The sequence below is a fragment of the Bradyrhizobium sp. FW305-F6 genome (assembly GCF_058782905.1).
This window is the reverse complement of record NZ_JBYSYD010000008.1, coordinates 18,242-43,534: the sequence shown is the minus strand read 5'-3', so window position 1 is coordinate 43,534 and position 25,293 is coordinate 18,242. Positions and strand designations below refer to the sequence as shown.

Sequence of the window (25,293 nt, the reverse complement as noted above, 5' to 3'; positions counted from 1 at the left end):
ACGCCAAGCGCCAAGGACACGACGATGCTGACCGTTCACCACCTCAACAATTCCCGCTCGCAGCGCGTGCTGTGGCTGCTCGAGGAGCTGGGCGTTCCCTACGAGATCGTGCGCTATCAGCGTCAGCCGGACATGCGCGCACCGAAAGAGCTGCGCGCGATCCATCCGCTCGGCAAGTCGCCCGTCATCACCGACAACGGCAATACCATCGCCGAGTCGGGAGCGATCATCGAATATCTCATCGCAACCTACGGCGACGGCCGGCTGATCCCGCCGCCGAACACGCCGGAGCGACTGCGCTACACCTATTGGCTGCACTATGCGGAGGGATCCGCGATGCAGCCGCTGCTGCTCAAGCTGCTGTTCACGCTGATGCCGAAGCGCGCGCCCGCGCTGCTCCGGCCGCTGGTGCGCAAGGTCTGCAACCAGGCGCTGACCGCGCTGGTCAATCCGCAGCTCAAGCAGCACATGGACTATTGGGAAGGCGAACTCGGCAAGAGCGAATGGTTCGCCGGCAGCGCGTTCACCGCGGCCGACATCCAGATGAGTTTTCCGCTGGAAGCCGCACAAGCGCGCGGCGGGCTCGAGCAGGGCCACCCCAGGGCGATGGCGTTCCTGGAGCGCATCCATGCCCGGCCGGCCTATGCGCGCGCGTTGGAGAAGGGTGGGCCGTACCAGGTGGGACGGTAAGCCGGCTGTCGCCCCGGCAACGACGCGGTCACTGCCCCGCCGCCTCCGCGCCGCGTGTGCGCGGATCGGCGGCGCCGAGCATCCCGTTCGGCGTCACCAGAATCGAATTGGCCGATGTCTGTCCCATCGGCTCGACGACGGCGTGGCCCATCGTCTTCAGCTCGCGGAGCACGTCGTCGGGAAAGCCGCGCTCGACGCGCACCTCGTCCGGCATCCATTGATGGTGCAGCCGCGGCGCAGCGACCGCGGCGGCAACGTCCATCCCATAGTCGAGCACGTTGACGACCACCTGAAGCACGGTCGAGATGATGCGGCTGCCGCCGGGCGAGCCCGTCACCAGCACCGGCTTGCCGTCCTTGAGCACGATGGTCGGCGACATCGACGACAGCGGTCGCTTGCCCGGCCCGGGCAGGTTCGCCTCGAAGCCGACAAGGCCGTAAGCATTGGACGCGCCGACGGCCGCGGTGAAATCGTCGAGCTCGTTGTTGAGCAGCACGCCGGTGCCGTCGGCGACGAGGCCGACGCCGTAGCTGAAGTTCAGCGTATAGGTGTTGCTGACCGCGTTGCCGCGGGCGTCGACCACGGAGAAATGCGTGGTGTTGCTGCCTTCGCGCGGCGCGGGGACCGCGGACACGAGTTCCTTCGACGGCGTGGCGCGCTCGGCGGACATGGTCGCGCGCAGCTTGGCGGCGTAATCCTTCGCGGTCAGCCTGTCGGTCGGTGCGTCGACGAAGGCGGGATCGCCGAGAAAGCGCGCGCGGTCGGCGTAGGCGCGCTTCATCGATTCGACCAAGAGATGCAGTGATGCCGCCGATCCCTGCTTCAGATCGGCGAGCTGAAATCCCTCGAGGATGTTGAGCGTCTCGACGAGCACCACGCCGCCGGACGACGGCAACGGCATCGAGACGATGTCATAGCCGCGATAGGTGCCGCGCACCGGCGTGCGGATTACGGCCTGATAGGATTGCAGGTCGGCCGGCGTCATGATTCCGCCGGCGTCGGTCACGGCTCTGGCGAGCTTCTCCGCAACCGGTCCCTCGTAGAAGCCGCGCGGGCCTCGGGCCGCAATCGCCGTCAGCGTTTCGGCAAGGTCGGCCTGCACGAGCCGGTCGCCGGCGCCCAGCGGCGTGCCATCGGGCCGCGAAAAGATCCTGGCCGAGGAAGGCCAGCGTGCCAGCCGCCGGTGCCAGCTCGGCAGCGTATCGGCGATGTCATCGCTGACGACGAAGCCGTCGCGCGCGAGCGCGATGGCGGGTGCGAGCAGTTGCGCCAGCGTGAACCGGCCCGAGCCGTATTTGTCCAATGCCAGGGCCAGGCCCGCGACGGTGCCGGGCACGCCGATGCCGAGCGCGGAATCGCGTGACTTTGCCGTGTCGGGCTTGCCGTCGGCGCCGAGGAAGATCTGCGGTGTGGTCGCGGCGGGCGCGGTCTCGCGGTAGTCGATCGCGATGTCCTCGTTGCGGTCGGCGGAATGGATCACCATGAAGCCGCCGCCGCCGATGTTGCCGGCGCGCGGGTAGGTCACCGCCATCGCAAAGCCGGTCGCAACCGCCGCATCGACGGCATTGCCGCCGCGCCGCAGGACATCGGCGCCGATCTGCGCGGAGAGCTTCTCCTGCGCCACCACCATGCCGTGCTCGGCGGCGACCGCCCGAACCATGTCGCGCGCGGGCGGAACATAGCCCTGCCGTGCATCCTGCGCGGTCGCCGGCGCGAATCCTAACGCCAGGGTGGCGATGACGGCGAAGAATGTCCGCCGTGTCGAATGTGACGACATCATCAAAACTTTCCGCCGGAGCCCCGGGCCGGTTCACAGGCCTCGTTGCAATGCTATACGGTTCGCGCCAGAGAGCCAAAAACTGTTCGTGATGAGGACTGCGTGATGACGACGATCGCCCCGGATGCGCGCGTGGCCGGCGCGCAGCGGTCCTATCCGCCGCGCGCCGCCGTCGTCAGCTGGATCTTCTTCGATTGGGCTGCGCAGCCATATTTCACCCTGATCACGACCTTCGTGTTCGCACCCTATTTCGCGACCAGCGTTGCGCCAAATCCCGCCGCCGGCCAGTCGCTGTGGGCTTTTGCGACGGCGGCGGCGGGCCTTGCAATCGCGCTGCTGTCGCCGGTGCTGGGGGCCATCGCGGATGCATCGGGCCGCAGGAAACCATGGATCGCGGGTTTCGGCGCGGTGCTGGTGCTGGCCTCCTGCACGCTGTGGATCGGTAGGCCCGGCGATGTCGCCGTCATTCCGTTGCTGCTCACCGCGGTTGCGCTCGCCAGCGTCGGTGCCGAGTTCGCCACCGTTTTCAATAATGCGATGATGCCGACCCTGGTGCCGCGGGAGCGGATCGGCCGGCTTTCTGGCACCGGCTGGGCCACGGGCTATATTGGCGGGATCGTCAGCCTGATCATCGTGCTCGGCCTTCTCGCGGCCAATCCCGAGACCGGCCGAACGCTGCTCGGCCTCACGCCGCTGTTCGGGCTGGATCCCGTCGCGCGTCAGGGCGACCGTGCCGCCGGGCCGCTGACCGGGCTGTGGTTTATCATCTTCGTGACGCCGATGTTCCTGTTCACGCCGGACTATCCCGCCAAGCGCCCGCTGCGCGAGGCGCTGCATGAGGGTCTGTCGGAGCTCAAACAGTCGATCAGGAGTCTGCCGAAGCAGAAGTCGCTCGCGGCATTCCTGCTCGCCAACATGATCTACACCGATGGTCTGGTGTCGCTGTTCGCCTTCGGCGGCATCTATGCCGCGGGCACTTTCGGCTGGCACACGATTCAGATCGGCACGTTCGGCATCATGCTCGCGATCGCCGGTGCATTCGGTGCATGGTTCGGCGGCAAGCTGGATGATCGTCTCGGGCCGAAGCGCGTCGTTGCCGGCAGCCTCCTGGTCCTCTTGCTGGCCGTGGCGGCGATCCTGCTGGTCGACAAGGATAGCGTGTTGTTCGTCAAGGTCGCGCCGCCGCAGCCGGGCGCGGGCTTGTTCTCGAGCGCCGCCGAGCGGGCCTATCTCGTGCTGGGCTGCTTGATCGGCGCGGCCGGCGGCCCGCTCCAGGCCGCCTCCCGCACGCTGCTGATCCACCTCGCACCGAAGGATCGCATCGCGCAGTATTTCGGCCTGTTCGCGCTGACCGGGAAGGTGACGTCCTTCATCGGGCCGCTCCTGATCGGCATGATCACGGCGGTGACCGCGAGCCAGAAGGCGGGCATGGCCGTGCTGGTGGTGTTCTTCGTCGCGGGGCTGGCGCTGTTGATGCGGGTGCGGGAGTAACATCCCCCTCGTCATTCCGGGGGCGCGCCACGCGGCGCGAGCCCGGAATCACGGCAAGCTCAGTGCCTGAAGTGCCGCGTGCCCGTGAACACCATGGCGATGCCGTGCTCGTCGGCGGCCTTGATCACCTCGTCGTCGCGCATCGAGCCGCCGGGCTGCACCACGGCGGTGGCGCCGGCTTCGATGCAGGCGAGCATGCCGTCGGCGAACGGGAAGAACGCATCCGACGCCACGACCGAGCCCTTGGTGAGCGGCTCGGCAAGCTTCAGTTCATTGGCGGCATCCAGCGCCTTGCGCGCCGCGATCCGCGCCGAATCCACCCGGCTCATCTGGCCCGCGCCGATGCCGACGGTGGCGAGATCCCTGGCGTAGATGATGGTGTTGGACTTGACGTGCTTGGCCACGCGGAACGCGAATTTCAGGTCGCGCATTTCCGCATCCGTCGGCGCGCGCTTGGTCACGACCTTGAAGGTCATGTCGTCGACCACGGCGTTGTCGCGGCTCTGCACCAGCAGGCCGCCGGCAACCGTCTTGGCAGTGAGGCCCGGCGCACGCGGGTCGGGCAGGCTGCCGGCGAGCAGGAGGCGCAGGTTCTTCTTGCCGCCGATGATGGCGATTGCCTCTTCGCTGGCATCGGGCGCGATGATGACCTCGGTGAAGATCTTGGTGATCTCGCGGGCGGTGTCGGCATCGAGCGGACGGTTCATCGCGATGATGCCGCCGAACGCGGACGTGGAATCGCAGGCCAGCGCCCTGCGATAGGCCTCGACCAGGTTCGATCCTTCGGCGACGCCGCAGGGGTTGGCGTGCTTGACGATAACGCAGGCCGCGGTGCGCTCGGCGTCGAACTCGCCGATGCATTCATAGGCCGCGTCGGTGTCGTTGATGTTGTTGTAGGAGAGCTCCTTGCCCTGCAGCTGCCGCGCGGTAGAGACGCCCGGACGCTTGTCGGGGGTCGCATAGAACGCCGCGGTCTGGTGCGGGTTCTCGCCATAGCGCAGCGATTGGATCAGCCGGCCGCCGAAAGCGCGGAAGTCGGGCGCGTCGATATCGAGCTGACGGTTGAACCAGTTCGAGATCGCGGCATCATACGCCGCGGTGCGGGCATAGGCCTTCGCGGCCAGCCGCCGGCGCAAGCCCAGCGTGGTCGCGCCCCCGTTGGCGGCGAGCTCGTCGAGCACGGCCTGATAATCCTGCGCCTCGACCACGACGGCGACGTCGTCATGATTCTTTGCAGCGGCGCGGATCATCGCGGGGCCGCCAATGTCGATGTTCTCGATGCAATCCTCGAAGCCGGCGCCCTTGTCGACGGTCGCCTCGAACGGATAGAGATTGACGACCAGAAGGTCGATCGGCGCGATGCCGTGCGCCTTCATCGCCTCCGCATGATCCTTGTTGTCGCGGATCGCGAGCAGGCCGCCATGGACCTTCGGATGCAGCGTCTTGACGCGGCCGTCCATCATCTCGGGGAAACCGGTGAGATCGGAGACGTCCTTCACCTCAAGGCCTGCCGCGGCGATCGCCTTGGCGGTGCCGCCGGTCGAGACCAGTTCCACACCATGCGCGGCGAGCGCCTTGGCGAACTCGATCAGGCCGGTCTTGTCGGAGACGGAAAGGAGCGCGCGGGTGACGCGGCGGGGATGGTCAGTCATGAGCAAGATCCTCTGTTCAGGGAGTGTCTATGCCCAGGCGCGCGGCTGCTACGTCCCGCGCTTCCCGATGGTGCTCCATCCAAGGTCGCCAGTCGCGCGAGCGAGGGCTCGATAGCAGCTTTTGGCGCGCGTCTCAACGGCCAGATGGGACCGGATCACGCCTGTTTACAACGGGAGTTCCGGCTCGCGCCGCGCGTTGCGGCGGGCATTGGTGACCGCGGGTGAAGCCGTGGAGCGCACAAAACTCCAGCGGATCGAGGGGGCCTGGCGGGCATTCTGACGGATCACGATCTGGGCGGTGCGGCGCGGGCCGTCATTGCCGGCCAGGAACACGCTGTCCTCAAGGTCGACCTTGTCGTCCAATGCTTCAAAGGTCCAGACGTCGCGGTTCGGCAGCACCAGCATCACGCCGCGCGCATCCGACAGACGGCTCGCCTTGACCGCCGGATGCAGATGGAAGCGCAACGCGAAATCGGCATCTGCGCCCTTGAAGCGTCCGCCCTGCGGCGGCGACAGCGTGTCCTCGCCGTCGATGCGCGCGCCGTCATTGGCGATCATCAGCACGCGGCGATGGATCGCACCGAATTTCGAGAGATAGCCGTCATGCGAAGCCGTCAACAGTGTGCCGTTCTGCACGATTTCGCGATAGCTTTCGACCTCGACCGGGCCGCTAGTGATCGGTGCACCGTGCAGCAGCCGCTTCATCGCCGACATCTCGACGAACTGGCACGATGACGTCTCGTGGTAGATCAGCGTCGAATGCGCCGCCGTGCTGCGGGCGAACGGCCGCCAATTGTCCCGCCCCGTGGTTGGCATGCCGCAATTGGTGACGATGCGGCTGGTGCCCGAAGACAGTTCGAACGACAGGCAGCCGGCATGGGCGTCGTGGCTGACGCCGGCCGGCGGCGGCGGGCCGGTGTCGATGATCACCGTGGTCTGGCCGGCATCGAGGCGCTGGAAGCCGGTATGCGGCATGTTCGCCATCGGCGCGCCGTGGGTGTCGTCATAGGCGAGCAGCGTCGCGAGCAGGTCCGAAGATGTCGCGCTCATGCCGTTGAACAGCGCGAAATTGCCGTCGCCGTGCCGGAAGAAGCGCAGCATCGGCATCATGCGATCGATCGCATTGAGCAGCGCCGGCGGTGGTGCGATGTTGCGGGCGGCGAAGGTTTGCCGCAGCGGCAGCAGGTCGATCAAGAGTTCGATCAGCGCGCCCGGATTGCGGGAGATGTGTCCGCCGTCGGGCAGGATCTGCCGCTGCAGTTCCTCGGACAGCTTCTTCGAGGCGCTGCGGATGTGACGCGTCTGATTGGCGAGACACAAGGACGCATAGCACAGCGCGATCAGCACCTGGAGCTTGGGCACCCCGTCCGGAATGTCGACCATGGTGTAGCGCAGGAAGCGGATCTCGCGAGCCAGCGCGCGCAAGTAGCGACGGTAGAACTTGTTGTCGGTCTCGCTCAGCACCAGCGGCGCCTGCGAAAGCAGCGAGATCACGCGCCTCGCCAGCACGTCGGCGCGCCGCGCGACCGGGCGGCGCTTGTTGGCGGGATTCGAGATCCATTCCTCGATCAGCGCGCGCGCATTCGCCCGCGTCAACGCCGTGTCGGCGGCGCGCAAGTGCCGCAGCCAGCCGAAGCCGAGCAGCGCGACCTCCCAATCCTCCGACGGTGGCTCGAGATCGAAGATCGAGCGGCCGTGGCAATTGACGATCTTGCCGGCGAAGACGAACCGGCCGGCATAGATCTCGGCGGCGCGGGTCGCGTCCGCGGTGCGCAAGTCATGCGGTGCGATGATCAGTCGGTCGGTGCGGCCCGGCCAGACCCGCGACAATGCCATCGGGCCGCCGCTCGCGCGCGCGAGCATGTTCCGCGCGAAGCGGTTCATGACCAGCGTCGAGATATGTCTGCGTTGAGCGACCGACACGCTTTGCCTTGATGGGGGAGAGATTCAGCGACGAATCCTTATTAATCCCAAAATCGAACCTCTGACACCACCTTGAACGGGTGGAATCAGTGTCGTGGTCGCAAAATCCAGTGCAAAATCAGGATTTAACCAGCCTTGCCGCGAAAAATCCGTCGAGACCGCCGAGCCTGGGATCGGCGTTCGGCAGGTGGGAGGGCAAAGTGCGCAGATCGCCTTCCTGGTTGAGGATTTCCTCGAGACCCGCGACCTCCGACGGCGCGATCGGGACGCGGCGGAGCGCGGGCTCGGCGGCGAGCAGCGCCGCCACGGCCTGCTCGCCCTCCTCGGGTTCCAGCGAACAGGTGCAATAGACCAGTATCCCGCCCGGCTTCAGCAGTGACACCGACTTTCGCAACAGCCGTTGCTGAAGCACGGACAGGGCGGCGATGTCCGACTCCTGTCGCAGCCAGGCCACGTCGGGATGACGGCGGATCGTACCGGTCGAGGTGCAGGGCGCATCGACCAGGACACCGTCGAAGGCCTCGGCCGGGCCGGCCCATTCCACGGCGTCAGCGACGACAGTCTCGGCCTGGAGCGACAATCGCGTGAGGTTCTCGCGCAAGCGCGCCACGCGGGCGGGCGAGCGGTCGATGGCCGTGACATGCGCGCCTGATAGTGCCAGCTGCGCAGTCTTGCCGCCGGGGGCCGCGCAGAGGTCGGCAATGGACTTTCCCTTGACGTCACCGAACAGCCGGGCCGGCAGCGCAGCGGCGGCATCCTGCACCCACCATTGCCCCTCGGCGAAGCCGGGCAGCATCGTCACCGCGCCGTGCAGCAGCATCCGCACCGTTCCCGTCGGCAGTGTCTCGCCATGCAGGCGGCTGGCCCATTGTGCGGGGTCCGACTTCACCGTGAGATCGAGCGAGGGCTCGTGGCTGAGCGCCGCTGCCATGTCTCGTGCGGTCGCCTCGCCATAATGCGCGCTCCAGCGCGCGAGCAGCCATGGCGGCAGGTCCAACGATTGCGTCGCGACCTCCTCGACCAGGGCTTTGCCCTCGCGCGCGCAGCGGCGGAGCACGGCGTTGACGAGCCCGGCATAGCGCGCGGCGCGGCGATCGGATTGCACGAGGCGAACGGAAAGATCGACCGCGGCGTGATCGGGCACGTCCATCCACAGGATCTGCGCGGCGCCGATCAGGAGCGCGCTCTGCGCGCGCGGCGCCTCGGAGGGAATGCCCTTGTCGAGCAGACGCGACAGCACGTGGCCGAGCGTGCCGAGCCGGCGCAGCACGGTGGCGACGAGCCGCCGCATCAGCGCGCGGTCCCGGTCGGCCAGCGTCTTCAGTCCGGGATGAGCGCCGCCGCCGTCGAGCTGGTCGTCGAGCGTGCGGTGCTTGTGCAGCACGCCGTCGATGATGTCGGCGGCAATCCGTCGTGCCGCAAGGCCGGGCACTTCGGACGGAGGGGCGAAACGTTGAGATGGCATGCGGAAACAAGGTTCTGAGCGAGCGGCAGTTCCGCCGCGAGGGGCGCATGCCTTGAGAGCGCGATCTCTCGCACGCGAATATGCCAAATGTAAGAATCACTTCCGGCTTTTTCAGCCTGTCAGGCCCGATTTCAGGAATGCGTTATTGGCCATCGCGTTGAACCCGGTCCTGCGCTAGAAAGACCGGCGATGAGTGACCAGTCTCCCGTTCCCGATCGCAAACCGCTGTCGCCGGCGGCCCAGCGCGCGCTGGCCGAGGCCGAAGCGCGTCGGCAGGCTGCGGCCGCCGAGGTCAAGGAGAAGGCCAAGGAGTTTCAGGGTCCGAAGGGGCCCGAGCCCACCCGCTACGGCGATTGGGAGCGCAAGGGCATCGCGTCCGACTTCTGAGGCACTCGCTGGTCTCTCCTGCAAGCAGGCGGGAGGGCGAATCCGGACGCCGCACCAGACCCGCCCAGGTAGACTGGACCTGCCGAATTCGGCCTAGGATTCCTGGTCCGATCGCGATAAATACCAGCTTCCTGAACCAGAAAGCGCAACCATGGACAAGTTCACCACGCTGGAAGGCGTCGCGGCGCCACTGAAGATCATCAATGTCGACACCGACATGATCATTCCGAAGCAGTACCTGAAGACCATCAAGCGCACCGGCCTTGGCAAGGGGCTCTTCTCCGAGCAGCGCTACAAGGACGACGGCAGCGAGAACCCGGATTTCGTGCTCAACCAGCCCGCCTATCGCAATTCCAAGATCCTGGTCGCCGGTGACAATTTCGGCTGCGGCTCCAGCCGCGAGCACGCGCCCTGGGCACTGCTCGACTTCGGCATCCGCTGCGTGATCTCGACCTCGTTCGGCGACATCTTCTACAACAACTGCTTCAAGAACGGCATTCTGCCGATCCGCGTCAGCCAAGAAGACCTCGACAAGCTGTTCGACGACGCCGAGCGCGGCGCCAATGCGACGCTGACGATCGACCTGCCGAACCAGGAGATCCGCGGTCCCGACGGCGGCAAGGTCAAGTTCGAGATCGATCCGTTCCGCAAGCACTGCCTGATCAACGGCCTCGACGACATCGGTCTCACCATGGAGAAGAAGGCCTCGATCGACTCCTACGAGGAGAAGCTCAAGCGCGAACGCGCCTGGGCCTGATATCAGATTTCCGCTCAAGCCCCGGTGCCGCAAGCGCCGGGGCTTTTTCTTTGTTCTGATTTGCCCGTATAGCTGCACACATGCTGCCCGAGATCGTCACCTTCTGGCATGGCCCGATGGATGCGCTGCGCCAGACCTGTCTGCGCTCGCAGCTGGCTGCCGGCCACAAGGTCACGGTCTACAGCTTCGACACCATTCCCGGCCTGCCGGCGGGCGTCGGGAACGCGGAGGCCGAGGCGATCCTGCCGCACGCGTTCTCGGAACGGCTGCGGCCGCCGCAGCCGGACGGCAGCTGGCGCGACTGGACCACGCTTCAGTTCAGCGATTTCTTCCGCATGAAGCTGATGGCGAAGGGCCTCGGCCTCTGGCTCGATGCCGACGTGCTGCTGTTGAGGCCTGTCGAGATCAATCCGGCAAAGCCCTACTTCGCCTGGGAGCGGCCGCGCCAGCTCGGCAATTCCGTGCTCTATCTGCCGCCCCGGCATGGCATCGTTGCCGCCTTCGAGCAGCTGATGGAGCAGGAGGAGCTGACGCCGGACTGGCTGTCGCTGCGCCATCGCATCACCTTCATGATGCGTCGGCTGCGCGGCAGCTCGAATCGCCTTTCGGATATTCGTGTTGCGATCTACGGCCCCGCCGCGCTCACCGCGCTGGCCCGCCGCACCGGCGAGCTGCAAAGCGCCTTGCCGAAGCAGTCGTTCTACGCGGTCCATGCCGAGCCAAAATTGTTCTTCGATCCTTCGAGCTATCTCGGCCTCGTCACCGACCCCGCCATCATCGGCCTGCACGTCTCGCCCAAGGGCCGTGGCGGCGAGAAGCCGATTCCGGGCAGCCTTTATGCCTGGGCCGCGGAGCGATTCGGCTAGTTGCCGCGCTGGAGGTGCGCATCTATTCCGCTTGCGGCGGGGCAATCGCGTATGGGTTCTTGAAGGACCTGAGCGCGCGCCTCGCCCTTCGAGACGACCGCTTCGCGGTCCCTCAGGGTGAGGCTAAGCGGCACCGGTGTCCGCTTAAACCAGCGCAACGCACTCGATCCTCATCCTGAGGGCCCGCCAACGGCGGGCGTCTCGAAGAATGGCCACAAGCAACATCGATCCCATATGCGATTGCCCTGCGATTGCGGGAGAGGTGCAGGGGAGGCCGTGGCCTCTTCCCGGTTTGATCCAGCGCAACGCGCCTCTGCATCATTGTGCTTAATTGGCTCCAATTCCGACGCCCCAATGGAGCTTTCCATGAGCACCGCAACCAGGCCCTATCCCATCGTCCAGGATCTCATCGAATCCTTCGCGGGTTGGCTGAAGCACCGCCGCGAGATGAGCGAGATGCGGCAGCTCGATCGCGCCGATTTCGACCGGATCGCCAATGATCTCAGGATCGCGCCCGACGATCTCGAAGAGCTGGTCCGTCACGGCCGGCATGCCGCCGACGAGCTGCCGAAGATGTTGGAGCAACTCGGCATCAGCACTGAGGCGCTCGGCCGCGCGCAGCCGCTGCTGCTGCGCGACATGGAGCGGACCTGCTCGCTCTGCGGTCACAAGGGGCAGTGCGACCGTGACCTCGCCGACGGCACCGCCGCGGAGAACTATCACGGCTATTGTGCCAACGCCTCGACGCTGGAATCGCTCGATCGCGCGGATCTTGCGCCGCGCTGTATGCGCTGAAGGGCATGCTGCCGAAGCAGTAACGGCGCCGTAGCCCGGATGAGCGAATTGACATCCGGGACGACCGCCCCGCATATCGCTGCGCTCATGCGGGCTACAGATTCTGAGCGCTTGGCCTAACCCCGCGCCGCCATCGCCGCGGCTTCCGCAGCCGCCCGCTGCATGCTGGTCGACATCTCGTTCGTCACCGTGCTCTGTTCCTCGATCGCCGCGGCCGTCGAGGTCACGTACTCGCTGACATTGTTGATCGCCTGCTTGATCGAGCCGAGCGCGCTGACGACGTCGCCGGAGATGCCGTTGAGGCTGCCGATCTCCTGGCCGATCTTATCGGTGGCCTGCTTGGCCTGGTTGGCGAGGCTCTTCACCTCGGAGGCGACCACCGCGAAGCCGCGGCCGGCCTCGCCTGCGCGCGCCGATTCGATCGTGGCGTTGAGCGCGAGCAGGTTGATCTGCCCGGTGATGTTGTTGATCATCTCGACGATGCCGCTCATCGACTGCGCGGCCTCGGTCAGACGCTGGGCCTGCGCGTCGGCGGACGATACCTGATCGACCGCGCTCATCGCGGTTTCGCGCGATTTGGTCATCGCCTCGGAGATTTCCCGCACCGAGGCGTTGAGCTCCTCCGAGCCCGCCGCGACCGATTCCATCATGCTGCGGACGCGCTCGTTGCCCATCCGGACCAGCACCTGCCGGGTGACGTCGGTGGCGTATTTCACCACCTTGAACGGCTTGCCGTTCAGATCGAGGATCGGGTTGTAGGAGGCCTGGATGTAGACCTCCTTGCCGCCTTTGCCGATGCGCTTGTACTCGGCCGCCTGGTACTCGCCGCGATTGAGCGCGGCCCAGAACTCACGGTAGCCGGCGCCGTCGCGCTCGCTGGGCTCGACGAACATGCTGTGATGCTTGCCCTTGATCTCGGCCAGCGAATAGCCCAGCGCGTCGAGGAAGTTGGCGTTGGCGGATATGATCGTGCCGTCCATGTTGAACTCGATCCCGGCCTGAGCCTTGCCGATGGCCGCGATCTGGCCGGCGAGATCGGCGTTCTTCAGCTTCTCCGCGGTCACGTCGGTCGCGAACTTGACGACCTTTATGGGTTTGCCCTTCTCGTCGAAGATCGGATTGTACGAGGCCTGGATCCAGACTTCCTTGCCGCCTTTGCCGATCCGCTTGTATTCGGCGGCCTGGTATTCACCGCGATTGAGCGCGGCCCAGAACTCGCGGTAGGCGGCACCGTCGCGCTCCCTGGGCTCGACGAACATGCTGTGGTGCTTGCCCGTGATCTCGGTCAGCGAATAGCCCACCGTGCCGAGGAAGTTGGCATTCGCTGTGATGATCGTGCCGTCCATGTTGAACTCGATGACCGCCTGCGAGCGGTTCGCGGCCGCAACCTGCGCGCCGAAATCGAGGTTCTGCAGGCGGATCGCTGCATCGGACCATTCCACCACGACCCCGGCCCGGCTGCCGTCGTCGTTCATGACGGGCGTTGCGACGAGGTCGAATTTCCGTGCGCCGATCTGAATCATCGCACGATGCACCGTGCTGAGGCTGGCGAGCATCTGGCGCTGATGCTGAGGGTTCTTGTGAAACACGTCGATGTTGGTGCCGACCAGCGTGTTCACGTTGAAATGCGGCAGTTCCTTCTTGAGGTCGGCTTCCGCCGTGCGAAGCAAATCCGTCACCGCATTGTTCATGTAGACGATGTTGAGATCGTTGTCCGCGACCATCAGGTTGGCACTCACCACCTTGGTCGCCATCAACGCCAATGCATCGGAATTCGACTTGCGCTTGAACATGATCTCTCCAATATTGCTTCAGTTGCATGCACGTCGAAGCAGGTTTTTGTTCACGATGCGATCCGTGCGAACAGTCAGCTATCTGAATCGAATTATCAGAGCGTTTGTCCGATCGAAGACACAATGGCCGGATTTTGCCAGGGCGATTAACCTGACAATGACGCGCGGGGCGGTCGCCGATGGCAGCGGTGATGAACCGCGAACGGCGCCTTAAGATCACTGTCGCGATTCGGCAAAGTCTCTGGGACACGGCACTGATGTACCGCCGGCGCTGTCGCGCACGGCTGACCGGTCAGCGATGAAGGAGGCGCTTTCATCAAAGTTGCGCGCGCGGACATTTCGCCGCAGCCGTAATTCATCGGAAGACATGCTTCGCCGTCATCCGATCGCTCCTGCCGCACGTTTCATTCAATCTCAAATTGGTGGCGCCCCAGAGGCGATTCGGTAGCTTGAACAGCGGGAGGAATTCTGATTTGGGCGCCGTCTCTTATCTTGACCGCTATCCCTTGCTTCGTTCGCGCGATAGCGAGTTCGCGCGTGAGCGCCTCTTCTCAGTATATGGCGCCGACCGCTTTGACACCCATGACAACGCATTCGGCATGCAGGCCAATCTTGCCCGCCTGAATTCGATCGGCCTCGCCTTCTGCGCCTATGACGGTGCGGCGTCGCTTTCCTTTCCTGAATCGCACATTCTCCGCCAGTTCTTCTCCATCCGGGGAGCTGCGCAGTTGACCACCAACGGCAACAGCCAGTCCATCGAGGCCTGGAGCCCGATGATCTCCGGAGATTCCAGGCTCGACCTCGATTTTGCGCCGGGCTATCGCCAGCTCGTGGTGAGGATGGACGCCGGCGCGCTGGAGCGCTTGCTCAAGAGCTTGGTCGGCGACGACAGCGACACGAAGCTGCGTTTCGATGCGAGCGAAGTCGACCCTGCGGCGATGACGCATGTGCGCCAGGAGGTTTTCAGGCTCGCGGAGGAGCTGGAGAGATTTGGACAGAACTACTCACCCATTGCGATGGCCGAGCTCGAGCGGGCGCTGATGGTCCGGATTCTGCTGGCGCATCGGCACACTTTCTCCGATCGGCTTCAGCGCTCCGCCCCGAGTGCCAGCCGGACCGTGATCGACCTCGTGGAGTCCTACATCGAGGCCCATTGGGACGAGCCCCTCGATCTGGAAAGGATCGCGGAGATCGCCAATGTGAGCGCGCGGACGGTCTTCCGCGAATTCTCCGACGCCGGGCGGGGATCGCCCGGCCAGTTCGCACGCCGCGTCCGGCTGCATCGGGCGGCAGAGCTGTTGCGGCGGCCCGACGAGCAGACCAGCGTGCTGGCGGTGGCCTTCAAATGCGGCTTCCGGAATCTCGGCCGCTTTGCATCCGAGTATCGGCGGGCCATCGGCGAGCTGCCGTCCGACACTCTGAAGAATGCGAGACGAAGGCAGTAGAGTCCCGTGGACGAAACGGCAATGCCGTTGCACCTGCGCCGCAGGCCACCGGAAGCGAGGCGCCCCTTCCTCAGCCCTTCCCCATTGCCGCGATCGCATCTGCGATTGCGATCGTGCGGCGGGCCATGTCGGCGTGCAGGCGCTCGACCATGGCGCCGTCGAGGCGGATCGCGCCGCGCGAGGCATTCTCCGGCAGCTCGAACGCGGCGATGATTTTTCGCGCGCGCGCAACTTCCTCCTCTGGCGGCGTGAAGATCGCATTGCAGGCGTCGATCTGCGAGGGGTGGATCAGGGTCTTGCCGTCGAAGCCGAGATCGCGGCCTTGTGCGCATTCGGTGGCAAAGCCGTCGGGATTGGCGATGTCGCTGTAGGGGCCGTCGAGAATCTCGAGGCCATGGGCGCGCGTCGCCAGGATGCAGTGGGTGATCATCGGGATCATCGCGGCGCGGCCGGGAAGCATCCTGATCCGCGTCTCGCGCGAGATGTCGTTTGGGCCGAACACGAAGCCGGAGAGTCGCCGGGATGGATCGCGCCCGGCCTCGGCCAGCTCCTCCGCATGCAGCACGGCCCGCGCGGTTTCAATCATGGCCCAAACCTTCACCGTCGGCGCGGCGCCCAGCTCGGCCAGCTTGCGGCCGATGGCGTCGAGATCTTCGAGGCTTGAAACTTTTGGAACCAGGATGCCGTCAGGCGAAGCCTTGGCTGCCATCGCGACGTCGTCGGCCCACCAGGGCGTGTCGAGGCCATTGGTCCTGATCAAGATCTCGCGCTTGCCGAAGCCCTTGGCGGCGATCGCCGCCGCGATGCCGTCGCGCGCCGCCGCCTTGGCCTCGGGCGCGACGGAGTCTTCCAGGTCGAGGATCAGGCCGTCGGCGGCGAGATTGCGCGCTTTTTCCAGCGCACGCGGGTTGGAGCCGGGCATGAACAGATGGCTGCGGCGCGGGCGGGTCATGCTGGCGTTCCTTCCTCGTCTGTCGTCTGGCCCAGCCGATAGCATTTGGCCTGCCCGTTCGAAAGGCTTGTCCGCTCCTGCGGTCTATGATTAGGCATAGGTATGATGACATTCCCGAAGCATTTGCTGGAAGGCTACAAGGCCTTCGCCACCCAGCGGCTGCCGACCGAGCAGACCCGCTTCCGCGAGCTGTCGGTGAAGGGACAATCGCCGGAAGTGATGGTGATCGGCTGCTGCGACAGCCGCGTCTCGCCCGAGGTGATCTTCGACGTCGGCCCCGGCGAATTGTTCGTGGTCCGCAACATCGCCAACCTCGTGCCGGTGTATCAGCCCGACGGCAACGCCCATGGCGTGTCCGCAGCGCTGGAATATGCGGTGACGGTGCTGAAGGTGAAGCACATCGTGGTGCTCGGCCACGCCCAATGCGGCGGCATCCGCGCCTTCGTCGACAAGATCGAGCCGCTGACGCCCGGCGACTTCATCGGCAAATGGATGCAGATGTTCATCAAGCCGGGCGAAGTGGTCGAGCAGCGCGACCACGAGACCATGGCGCAGTTCGTCGAACGCATCGAGAAGGCCGCGGTGTTCCGTAGCCTGGAAAACCTGATGACCTTCCCGTTCGTGCGCAAGGCCGTGGAGAGCGAACAGATGCAGACCCACGGCGCTTATTTCGGCGTCGCGGAGGGATCGCTGTTCGTGCTGGACAAGACGAGCAAGGAATTCAAGAACGCGCGGAGCGTCGCGTAGGCGACCGCTCTCGCAGGGTAGGCAAAGGCGCAACGCGCCGTGCCCACGATCTTTTCCGATTGCACGCAGATGGTCGGCACGCTTCGCTTGCCCGCCCTACGAGACGGCTCCCGCCAAACGAGATCGTGTCCCGGACAAGCGCAAGCGCAGATACGGGACCCATACGCCGCAGCAATCGTTTTGAGAAGACTCGGAGTTATCAGCTCCGTACCGAACCGCGTCCTGTGGTTATGGGTCCCGGATCGGCGCGCGCTTGTGGCGCGCTTGTCCGGGACGACAGGACAGAGTTCGTCAGGCCGCCTGCTTCTTCGCGCTGATCAGCTTGCGGTTGATCAGCACCTCCGCGATCTGGATGGCGTTCAGCGCGGCGCCCTTGCGCAGATTGTCGGAGACGCACCACAGCACGAGGCCGTTCTCCACCGTCGCGTCCTCGCGGATGCGGCTGATGTAGGTGGCGTCCTCGCCGGCTGCCTCATACGGCGTGGCGTAGCCGCCGGGCTCCTGCTTGTCGATGACGAGGCAGCCCGGCGCCTTGCGCAGGATCTCGCGCGCTTCGTCCGCGCTGATCGGATTCTCGAACTCGATGTTGACGGCCTCGGAGTGGCCGACGAACACCGGCACGCGCACGCAGGTGGCCGAGAGCTTGATCTTGGGATCAAGAATCTTCTTGGTCTCCATCATCATCTTCCACTCTTCCTTGGTGTAGCCGTCCTCCATGAAGACGTCGATGTGGGGGATGACGTTGAAGGCGATGCGCGCGGGAAACTTCTTATTGACGATCTCGCTGTTGGTGTAGACGGCCTTGGTCTGCGAGAATAGCTCGTCCATCGCGTCCTTTCCGGCGCCCGAGACCGATTGATAGGTCGAGACCACGACACGCTTGATCGTCGCCTTGTCGTGCAGCGGCTTGAGCGCGACCACAAGCTGCGCCGTCGAGCAGTTCGGGTTGGCGATGATGTTCTTCTTCCTGAAGCCTTCGGTCGCGCCCGCGTTCACCTCGGGCACGATCAGCGGCACGTCCGGATCCATGCGCCAGGCCGAGGAATTGTCGATCACGACAGTGCCGGCGGCGCCGATCTTCGGCGACCATTCCTTCGACACCGAGCCGCCCGCCGACATCAGGCAGATGTCGACGTCGGAGAAGTCGTAATGCTCGAGCGCTTTGACCTTCAGGGTGCGGTCGCCATAGGAGACTTCGACGCCGACGCTGCGCCGGGAGGCGAGGGCCACGACCTCGTCCGCGGGGAATTTGCGCTCATCCAGGATGTTGAGCATTTCCCGGCCGACATTGCCGGTCGCGCCGACGACTGCGACTTTGTAACCCATCGTTCACTCTCCGATGAAAAAGCCCGTTCCCGAAGCTGACGCTTAAACGGGAAGAGCAGCGCTTCTATGCGAGAACCGGCCACAAGACAACGTTAAGACCATGCCTGAAGGCCGTGGATGCAGTCGCCTGAGGCCAGCACGGCCGTTAGCCCTACCCGGATCCATCTGACGCTCCTGGCCTTCGCCGACGAGGTGGTCGGCACGCTGGCGCGCCTGATCGCCTATGTGGGGGCGCTCGCTCTGTTTGCCATCCTCGCGCTCGCGGCACTGGAAAGACTGCCCGATTGGCACGATGGTGCGCCAGCAGACAAGCCGGGTTGGGGCGCGGCGAGCCGCTCGCATCCGGCGTTCGCAGTCAGCCGGCTTGATTCATCAGAGAAAACAGGCTCCTACACCATTCTCCGGCATCCCGAGGGCGGCCGCAGGGACGTGCTGCGCTGGGCGGACGAGGCGGGCAGGCCTGTCGCCGAGCTGGAAATCTATCGCCAGGGCGCCGAATTCGACGTGACACGGCCGGCAGCCGCGGATCTGGCCGCACGGATGGGGCTGGGCGCGGCGTCCCCGCTCGAGCAGGCCGGCCTGATCGACACCAAATTCGGTCCCGTCGCCCTGTTCCGGCCGGTCGGCCCGGGCGAGGGAGCGCAGGCTTGCCTCGGCTATCTCAAGCGCAACGAGGAGCCGGCGCTGCAAATCTCCGGCTTCTCCTGCCTGGGCAACACGATGCCCGGCCGCCGCGCGGCGATCGCCTGCATGCTGAACCGGCTGACGCTGCTCGCCTCCGGCAACGATCCGAAGCTGGCGGAGATGTTCGCCCATGCCGAGCTGAAGCGCCGCGGCTGCGATCCCGTGGGCGCGGACTGGCTGCTCGGTCATGCCAACGCGCAGTTGCGCGGTGGGCTTTGATCGACATCAAGCCCAAGTGGCTGGTTTGCATGCAACTTTTGCCGGCGCGCACGATTATTCCGCCCTGGTGTGACCCAATTGACCTAGTTGCGGTCACCCCCGCCGGGCTAGTATGGGGTGAAATCGACTGGCGGTGTGCCGCCTGAAGGGGACGTGATGAGCTCGAAATTCTCTGCCGCGAACAAACTGGCCACATTGCTTGCGGCGGGCGCCGCATTGGCCATCGCGTTCGCGGCCCCGGCTGCGGCCGACACCAGGACAAAGCAGCGCTATGACGAGCGCGGCCGGCCCTATTACGGTCCGAGCGGTCCCAACGCGGTCTATCAGCAGGGCCGCACCCGTCTCTATGTGAGCAAGCGCTCCTGGCTCGACGGCGGCACCGAGGTCAATCCGGGCGACCGCAAGTTCACCGACTACGCCTTCCCGCCGGCAGTGGGCTATCCGTCCTTCGCCCGCGAGAACCTCAATCGTCCGATCGACCGCCAGCCGCTCTCCCCGCCGCAGGATGTCGGCGGCTACCCGCAGAACTTCCCGCTGTACTGAGCGACGGATCGAGCCAATCAAAGAGGCCGGGCTTATGCCCGGCCGTTTTTTGTCGGATGCGCGCGTCTCACGCGTTGGCCGCCGGGTCGTAGCGCCGGCAAAACTCCTCGATCGCCTCGGACCGGAAATCACCGAGGCGCTCGAAGATGATCTCATCCGGCCAATCCCACCACGCGATGCGTCGCAGGCTTGCCGCAACGGAATCGTCGAAGCGTTTGCGGATGGGACGGGCGGGAACGCCGCCGACGATGGTGTAGGGCGCGACGTCGCGGCTGACGACGGCACCGGCGGCAATCACCGCACCGTCGCCGACCGTGACGCCCGGTAGCAGGATGGCGGCGTGGCCGATCCAGACATCGTTGCCGACGATGACGCGGTCACCTCGGCGGCCTGCGAAGAAATCGCGGTCGCGCGTCGCGCTCGCCTCGTAATATTCAGGGACGTAGGTGAAGCGATGCTGGGACGGACGGCCCATCGGATGGTTCGGCGCGCCGATCCGCACCGAATTGGCGATGGCCGTGAACTTGCCGATGGCGGCGTCGGCGATATCGCAGTTCTCACCGAGATAGGAATAGTCGCCGAGCGAGGCATATTCGATGCGCGTGCCCGCGAGGATCTCGCAGCGTCGCCCGATCTGCGCCTCGCGCCGGCGCACCGTTTCATGGATGATGGTTTCCGCGATCTTGGGGCGGGGTGCGGCATCCATGAGATGGCTCCGAGTGCAGGTGCGTAGGGTGGGTTAGCGCAGCGCAACCCACCACTCTGGTTTCCGCGGAGAACAGAAGAGGTGGGTTACGCCATTCAGTCTGCGCTTCGCGCAGCCCGCTTGGCTAACCCACCCTACGATTCTGTGCTTGCCGCCTTACGCGTGCAGCTTCTGCAATTCCTTCAGGATCGCTTCGCCCATCTGTGTGGTGGAGACAGCCGTGGTGCCCTCCGACTTGATGTCGGCGGTGCGCAGGCCGCTGGCGAGCACCGCGGCGATTGCTTGGTCGACCTTGTCGGCGAGATCGCCCATGTCGAAGGAATAGCGCAGCGCCATGCCGAAGGACGAGATCATCGCGATGGGATTGGCAAGGCCCTGGCCGGCGATATCAGGCGCTGAACCGTGCACGGGCTCGTACAGCGCCTTGCGCTTCTTGCTCTTGACGTCGATCTCGCCGAGCGAGGCCGAGGGCAGCATGCCGAGCGAGCCGGTGAGCATCGCCGCGATGTCGGACAGCATGTCGCCGAACAAATTGTCGGTGACGATGACGTCGAATTGCTTCGGCCATTTCACCAGCATCATGCCGCCGGAATCGGCGAGCTGATGCTCCAGCGTGACATCAGGGTATTCGCGCTTGTGGACCTGAGTCATGACCTCGTTCCAGAGCACGCCGGACTTCATGACGTTGCGCTTTTCCATCGAGGTCACCTTGTTCTTGCGCTTCCTGGCAAGCTCGAAGGCGACGCGCCCGATGCGCTCGATCTCATAGGTGTCGTAGACTTGGGTATCGATGGCGCGCTTCTGCCCGTTGCCGAGATCGGTGATGGTCTTGGGCTCGCCGAAATAGACGCCGCCGGTCAGCTCGCGCACGATCATGATGTCGAGCCCCTCGACCGCCTCGCGCTTCAGGCTCGAAGCCTCCGCCAGCGCCGGGTAGCACACGGCAGGACGGAGATTGGCGAACAGGGCGAGATCCTTGCGCAAGCGGAGCAGGCCGGCCTCGGGACGCACCTCGTACGGTACGGCATCCCATTTCGGGCCGCCGACCGCCCCGAAGATCACGGCATCGGCGTCCTTGGCCTTGGCCATGTCGCCCTCGGAGATCGAGACCTTGTGGGCGTCGTAGGCCGAGCCGCCGACGAGGCCGGTATCCGTCTCGAACCTGGCGATCCCGGCCGAATTGAGCCAGTCGATCAGCCGCTTCACCTCGCCCATCACCTCGGGGCCGATACCGTCGCCGGGAAGCAGCAGCAGTTTGTGGGTCGCCATGGTCGTGTCCTTTTCGATCCTCTCTCGTCATTCCGGGACGCGCCTCTCTGCGCGGGCCCGGAATCCATAGCCACCAACTGGAGTTATGGATTCCGGGCTCGCGCTCCGCGCGCCAGGGAATGACGGTCGGCCGGAGTGCTAGAGCGGCGTTGCGCGCTTGGCAAGACACCATTGCCGCCTCGCCGCTGTGCAAGACGTACGGGTCCTGCCACACTGGGCAAGCCGGAGTACCCCCTTGCACGTCCAAGCCCCACTCGACCCGCGTCCCGCGCGGCTGATCCTGACGCTGTCGCTTGCGGCAACGGTCGGGCTCGGCATCGGCCGCTTTGCTTATGCGCTGGTGCTGCCCGACATGCGGGAGGACCTCGGCTGGTCCTATTCTGCGGCCGGTTTCATGAACACCATCAATGCCGTCGGCTATCTCGTCGGCGCGCTTCTGGCGTCCCGGCTGATCCAGCGCGTCGGCTGGTCGGTCGCCATCCGCGGCGGAACCCTCGCTTGCCTCGCCGCGCTCGCGACCTGTGCGCTGACGGGCAACTTCGTCGCGTTGAGCCTGGCGCGGCTCGTGTTGGGTCTCGGGGCCGCGATCGGCTTCGTCGCCGGCGGCGCGCTCGCGGCCACCATCGCGCAGTCGCGGCCCGAACGAGCCAATTTCCTGCTCAGCCTGTTCTATGCCGGGCCCGGCATCGGCATTCTGTCCTCGGGCCTGATCGCCCCGTTCACGTTGCAATATTTCGGGCCGGGCTCGTGGTGGATCGTGTGGTGGGCGCTGACGCTGCTGTCCGTCGTGATGACGATCCCGCTGTTCCTGATCCGGATCGAGAGCAGCGTCCGCTTCTCGGATGGCGGTCAGGGCTCGTTCGCGGTCCTGCCGGTGCTGATCTATCTCGCCGGCTACTTCCTGTTCGGCGCCGGCTACATCGCCTACATGACCTTCATGATCGCCTATGTGCGCGACGGCGGCGGCGGGGCCGCGGCACAGGCGGCGTTCTGGGGCCTGATTGGCCTATCCGCCTTCGTTACGCCCTGGGCCTGGCGCGGCGTGCTGGCGCTCGATCGCGGCGGACTCGCCACCGCCATCATCCTCGGCACCAACGCGCTGGGTGCAGCCTTGCCGATGCTGGGACATTCGCCGGCCTGGCTCGCGGTCTCCGCCGTCGTGTTCGGCGTCGCCTTCTTCGCGGTGGTCGGCTCGACCACGGCATTCGTGCGCTTCAATTATCCGCCCGAAGTGTGGCCGACGGCGATCGCGGCGATGACGATCTCGTTCGGCGTCGGCCAGACGCTCGGGCCGATCGTGGTCGGCGCGATCACGGATGCGCTGGGGAGCCTGAGCTACGCGCTGAATGTGTCGGCGGCGCTATTGGCGCTCGGGGCGGTGGCGGCGCTGTGCCAGCGGAAGGTGGGGCCGGCCTAGCCGTCATTCCGGGGCGCGCGTAGCGCGAACTATGGTGCGCAATTGCGCACCTGAGAATCCATTCATCGACCTGCACTGCGGCACAATGGATTCCGGGTTCTCGCTTCGCGAGCCCCGGAATGACGGGACTCGATCAACTCCCGCTGAACGAATTATACCCCTGGTCTTCCCAATAGCCGCCCTTGTAGTCGTTAGTGACCTCCATCGAGACCACGTATTTCGGGTTCTTGAAGCCGAGCTTGGTCGGCACGCGGATCTTCATCGGGAAGCCGTAGGCGCGCGGCAGGATCTCGTTGGCGTATTTGAAGGTCATCTGGGTCTGCGGATGCAGCGCGCTACGCATGTCGAGCGGCGAATTGTAGCCGTCCTTGTCGGCGCACTGGAACCAGACATATTGAGCGCGCGTGTCCGCGCCGATCAGTTTCAGGAAATCGCGCAAGGGCGTGCCGGTCCAACTGCCGATCGCGCTCCAGCCCTCGACGCAGATGTGACGCGTGATCTGCGTGACCTGCGGCAGCTTGTAGAGCTCCTCCAGCGTCCAGGATTTCTTGTTGTCGACGAGGCCGCGGACCTCGAGCTTCCAGTCTGCGGCCGCGATATCGGGCGCGTCGTCGAGGTCGTAATAGGCATTGAACGGGAACGGCTTGGTGATCGCGCTCTCGGGGAAGGTCGGCGCCAGCGCGTCGGGATTGAACATCCAGGCCTGCACCGCGTCATTGAACTTCGAGACCTTCGCCAGCATGGTCTCCGCCGAGGACGAGTCGATGACGTCGCAACCCGTGAGCAGCGTCAGCGCCCCCAGGCTGGCGCCACCCGCGATGAAGCGGCGGCGGGTAACGTCGGGCATCGTCTTGAGGGAATCCTTGATCAGCAGCCGCTTGTCGATGCCGGGGATCAGGAACGGACGCTTGGCCATGACAATTCCTCCTGTTCAGCGACCGATGATCATCGCGCGCAGGCTCTTCGGCACGAGCAGCGCAAGCAAGACGTGAACGACCAGGAAGGCGCAGATCGCGGCCATGCAGAAGAAGTGGACATAACGCGCGGCCGGATAATCGCCGAACAGCATCACGAGGTAATAGAGCTGCACCGGCTTCCACATCGCAAGGCCGGACAGCACGATCAGGATAGCGACCACGAGGATGCCGGCATAGAGCAGGCGCTGAACGTAATTGTAGACGGTGAGATCGTCATGGCCGAGCTTGAACGTCAGTGCAGCCCTGACGTCGTGGAGCACGCCTGACGCCGTGATCGGCAAGAGTTTCTTCCGGAAGCGGCCGGTGGCGATGCCGGTGACGAGATAAGCGAGGCCGTTGATCATCAGCAGCCACATCGCGGCGAAATGCCAGAGCAGACCACCGCCAAGCCAGCCGCCGAGCGTGTATTCGCGCGGGAAGCGGAAGTCGAATAGCGGCGAGGCGTTGTAGATCTGCCAGCCCGACAGGATCATCAGGATCATGGCAAGCGCGTTGATCCAATGCATGACCCGCACCCAGGCCGGCTGGACCACTTGGGCCTTGGTGTTGGCTCCGACCTGGTCGTCGGTGACTGTGAGGCTCGCCATGATGGTTCCGTCCTGATCTATCCGTGCTGGAGATCGAGTGTCGGGAATTATACGCCAGGCGGTCGGTTTTCGTTACATCCCTCTCGGCCATCGAATCGATGCCGCCGGGCTATTCTGGTCACAAAAAAGCGAGCCGGGCATCCCCGGCTCGCGGTCTGAAACCATCCTGTACGGGGATGAAACAGGATCGGGCGGTGTTACGTCGCCGGCATCAGGACGGTGTCGACCACATGGATGACGCCGTTGGACTGGTTGACGTTGGAGATCGTCACCATCGAGGTGCCGCCCTTGGCATCGACGATCCAGACCTTGCCGTCCTGCTTCTTGACGGTCAGTTCCTCGCCCTCGGCGGTCTTCAGCTTCTTGCCGTCGGCGAGGTCGGAGGCCGTGAGCTTGCCCGGCACGACATGATAGGTGAGGATCTTGGTCAGTGTCGCCTTGTTCTCGGGCTTGACGAGATTGTCGACCGTGCCGGCCGGCAGCTTGCCGAAGGCGGCGTTGGTCGGCGCGAACACCGTGAACGGACCCTTGCCTTCCAGCGTCGGCACAAGGCCGGCCGCCTTCACCGCCGCCACCAGCGTGGTGTGATCCTTCGAGTTGACCGCGTTCTGGACGATGTTCTTGGACGGATACATCGCAGCGCCGCCGACCATAACGGTCTTCTCCTCGGCGCGCACGGGCGCGACGATGGTCGCGGTGACGGCGATGGCGCTGAAGGCGGCGGCAGCGAGATAGGCAATGCGCTTCGACATGGAGGTCTCCCGTTTGAATTGGTGCCGGCGAGTGCCGGCGTGAAGTTGAGGCAACAACGACGCCTGCGACAGT

The 25,293-nt window shown here is 65.2% G+C and carries 23 protein-coding genes and 1 riboswitch; of the genes, 11 read left to right on the top strand and 12 right to left on the bottom strand.

The window, feature by feature from the left end:
• The first annotated feature begins 24 nt into the window (after positions 1-24).
• Positions 25-690, top strand: coding sequence for a glutathione S-transferase family protein (locus AC3WLX_RS32945; protein WP_492339083.1), 666 nt, complete (start codon positions 25-27; stop codon positions 688-690).
• A 28-nt stretch (positions 691-718) separates the two neighbouring features.
• Here AC3WLX_RS32945 and ggt read toward each other — a convergent pair whose 3' ends face one another.
• On the bottom strand, positions 719-2,470 hold the full coding sequence (gene ggt / locus AC3WLX_RS32940) for a gamma-glutamyltransferase (RefSeq protein WP_492339082.1): 1,752 nt from the start codon (positions 2,468-2,470) through the stop codon (positions 719-721).
• A gap of 102 nt (positions 2,471-2,572) precedes the next feature.
• Here ggt and AC3WLX_RS32935 point away from each other — a divergent pair, with 102 nt between their 5' ends.
• A complete protein-coding gene (locus AC3WLX_RS32935) occupies positions 2,573-3,958 on the top strand; it encodes an MFS transporter (RefSeq protein ID WP_492339081.1) in 1,386 nt (461 codons plus the stop codon).
• A gap of 59 nt (positions 3,959-4,017) precedes the next feature.
• Here the strand turns inward: AC3WLX_RS32935 and purH are convergent, their stop codons facing one another.
• The 3 genes from purH to AC3WLX_RS32920 form a co-directional block, all read right to left on the bottom strand.
• Positions 4,018-5,610: a bifunctional phosphoribosylaminoimidazolecarboxamide formyltransferase/IMP cyclohydrolase gene (gene purH / locus AC3WLX_RS32930; RefSeq protein WP_492339080.1), complete on the bottom strand. Its 1,593-nt coding sequence runs from the start codon at positions 5,608-5,610 to the stop codon at positions 4,018-4,020.
• A gap of 24 nt (positions 5,611-5,634) precedes the next feature.
• Positions 5,635-5,716: riboswitch (ZMP/ZTP riboswitch) on the bottom strand.
• A 59-nt stretch (positions 5,717-5,775) separates the two neighbouring features.
• Positions 5,776-7,494, bottom strand: coding sequence for a heparinase II/III family protein (locus AC3WLX_RS32925; RefSeq protein WP_492339079.1), 1,719 nt, complete (start codon positions 7,492-7,494; stop codon positions 5,776-5,778).
• 157 nt (positions 7,495-7,651) lie between these two features.
• Complete coding sequence (locus AC3WLX_RS32920; RefSeq protein WP_492339078.1) at positions 7,652-8,998, bottom strand: RsmB/NOP family class I SAM-dependent RNA methyltransferase; 1,347 nt, start codon at positions 8,996-8,998, stop codon at positions 7,652-7,654.
• Between the two features lie 189 nt (positions 8,999-9,187).
• On the opposite strand from AC3WLX_RS32920, the gene AC3WLX_RS32915 reads away from it, so the two are divergent.
• The 4 genes from AC3WLX_RS32915 (at position 9,188) to AC3WLX_RS32900 (ending at position 11,803) form a co-directional block, all read left to right on the top strand.
• Positions 9,188-9,385 carry a DUF1674 domain-containing protein gene (locus AC3WLX_RS32915; protein WP_291624955.1) on the top strand — a complete coding sequence of 66 codons (198 nt, stop codon included), beginning with the start codon at positions 9,188-9,190 and terminating at the stop codon, positions 9,383-9,385.
• Between the two features lie 151 nt (positions 9,386-9,536).
• Entirely contained in the window at positions 9,537-10,142 is a 606-nt protein-coding gene (leuD, locus tag AC3WLX_RS32910; protein ID WP_492339077.1) for a 3-isopropylmalate dehydratase small subunit, read from the top strand.
• 80 nt (positions 10,143-10,222) lie between these two features.
• The gene (locus AC3WLX_RS32905) at positions 10,223-11,008 is read left to right on the top strand and encodes a glycosyltransferase family 32 protein (protein ID WP_492339076.1); all 786 of its coding nucleotides are present in this window, start codon (positions 10,223-10,225) and stop codon (positions 11,006-11,008) included.
• A gap of 366 nt (positions 11,009-11,374) precedes the next feature.
• A complete protein-coding gene (locus AC3WLX_RS32900) occupies positions 11,375-11,803 on the top strand; it encodes a DUF6455 family protein (protein ID WP_291621197.1) in 429 nt (142 codons plus the stop codon).
• A gap of 116 nt (positions 11,804-11,919) precedes the next feature.
• Here AC3WLX_RS32900 and AC3WLX_RS32895 read toward each other — a convergent pair whose 3' ends face one another.
• Entirely contained in the window at positions 11,920-13,596 is a 1,677-nt protein-coding gene (locus tag AC3WLX_RS32895) for a methyl-accepting chemotaxis protein (RefSeq protein WP_492339075.1), read from the bottom strand.
• A gap of 473 nt (positions 13,597-14,069) precedes the next feature.
• Between AC3WLX_RS32895 and AC3WLX_RS32890 the strand changes: the two genes are divergently transcribed.
• Positions 14,070-15,041 carry a helix-turn-helix transcriptional regulator gene (locus AC3WLX_RS32890; protein ID WP_492339074.1) on the top strand — a complete coding sequence of 324 codons (972 nt, stop codon included), beginning with the start codon at positions 14,070-14,072 and terminating at the stop codon, positions 15,039-15,041.
• Positions 15,042-15,111: 70 nt separating this feature from the next.
• On the opposite strand, the gene AC3WLX_RS32885 is transcribed toward AC3WLX_RS32890, so the two are convergent.
• Positions 15,112-15,993, bottom strand: a complete 882-nt coding sequence (locus tag AC3WLX_RS32885; RefSeq protein WP_492339073.1) for an HpcH/HpaI aldolase/citrate lyase family protein — start codon at positions 15,991-15,993, stop codon at positions 15,112-15,114.
• 102 nt (positions 15,994-16,095) lie between these two features.
• Here AC3WLX_RS32885 and AC3WLX_RS32880 point away from each other — a divergent pair, with 102 nt between their 5' ends.
• A complete protein-coding gene (locus AC3WLX_RS32880) occupies positions 16,096-16,740 on the top strand; it encodes a carbonic anhydrase (protein WP_492339072.1) in 645 nt (214 codons plus the stop codon).
• A gap of 291 nt (positions 16,741-17,031) precedes the next feature.
• Here AC3WLX_RS32880 and AC3WLX_RS32875 read toward each other — a convergent pair whose 3' ends face one another.
• Positions 17,032-18,066, bottom strand: a complete 1,035-nt coding sequence (locus AC3WLX_RS32875; protein ID WP_291628438.1) for an aspartate-semialdehyde dehydrogenase — start codon at positions 18,064-18,066, stop codon at positions 17,032-17,034.
• A 117-nt stretch (positions 18,067-18,183) separates the two neighbouring features.
• On the opposite strand from AC3WLX_RS32875, the gene AC3WLX_RS32870 reads away from it, so the two are divergent.
• Together AC3WLX_RS32870 and AC3WLX_RS32865 are read left to right on the top strand one after the other, a co-directional pair.
• Positions 18,184-18,969, top strand: a complete 786-nt coding sequence (locus AC3WLX_RS32870) for a hypothetical protein (protein WP_492339071.1) — start codon at positions 18,184-18,186, stop codon at positions 18,967-18,969.
• Between the two features lie 156 nt (positions 18,970-19,125).
• Positions 19,126-19,512, top strand: coding sequence for a hypothetical protein (locus tag AC3WLX_RS32865; RefSeq protein WP_291628434.1), 387 nt, complete (start codon positions 19,126-19,128; stop codon positions 19,510-19,512).
• 67 nt (positions 19,513-19,579) lie between these two features.
• Here the strand turns inward: AC3WLX_RS32865 and AC3WLX_RS32860 are convergent, their stop codons facing one another.
• Together AC3WLX_RS32860 and leuB are read right to left on the bottom strand one after the other, a co-directional pair.
• The gene (locus AC3WLX_RS32860; RefSeq protein ID WP_492339070.1) at positions 19,580-20,218 is read right to left on the bottom strand and encodes a DapH/DapD/GlmU-related protein; all 639 of its coding nucleotides are present in this window, start codon (positions 20,216-20,218) and stop codon (positions 19,580-19,582) included.
• A gap of 156 nt (positions 20,219-20,374) precedes the next feature.
• Positions 20,375-21,487 (bottom strand): 3-isopropylmalate dehydrogenase, encoded by a 1,113-nt coding sequence (leuB, locus tag AC3WLX_RS32855; protein ID WP_492339069.1) that lies wholly within the window; start codon positions 21,485-21,487, stop codon positions 20,375-20,377.
• A 235-nt stretch (positions 21,488-21,722) separates the two neighbouring features.
• On the opposite strand from leuB, the gene AC3WLX_RS32850 reads away from it, so the two are divergent.
• Positions 21,723-22,904: a YbfB/YjiJ family MFS transporter gene (locus AC3WLX_RS32850; RefSeq protein WP_492339068.1), complete on the top strand. Its 1,182-nt coding sequence runs from the start codon at positions 21,723-21,725 to the stop codon at positions 22,902-22,904.
• A 133-nt stretch (positions 22,905-23,037) separates the two neighbouring features.
• On the opposite strand, the gene AC3WLX_RS32845 is transcribed toward AC3WLX_RS32850, so the two are convergent.
• The 3 genes from AC3WLX_RS32845 to AC3WLX_RS32835 all read right to left on the bottom strand — a co-directional run bounded on the left by AC3WLX_RS32845 (position 23,038) and on the right by AC3WLX_RS32835 (position 25,220).
• Positions 23,038-23,820 carry a molybdopterin-binding protein gene (locus tag AC3WLX_RS32845; RefSeq protein ID WP_492339067.1) on the bottom strand — a complete coding sequence of 261 codons (783 nt, stop codon included), beginning with the start codon at positions 23,818-23,820 and terminating at the stop codon, positions 23,038-23,040.
• A 15-nt stretch (positions 23,821-23,835) separates the two neighbouring features.
• Positions 23,836-24,468, bottom strand: a complete 633-nt coding sequence (locus AC3WLX_RS32840) for a cytochrome b/b6 domain-containing protein (RefSeq protein WP_492339066.1) — start codon at positions 24,466-24,468, stop codon at positions 23,836-23,838.
• 197 nt (positions 24,469-24,665) lie between these two features.
• Positions 24,666-25,220 (bottom strand): fasciclin domain-containing protein, encoded by a 555-nt coding sequence (locus AC3WLX_RS32835; protein ID WP_492339065.1) that lies wholly within the window; start codon positions 25,218-25,220, stop codon positions 24,666-24,668.
• Between the last annotated feature and the right edge of the window lie 73 nt (positions 25,221-25,293).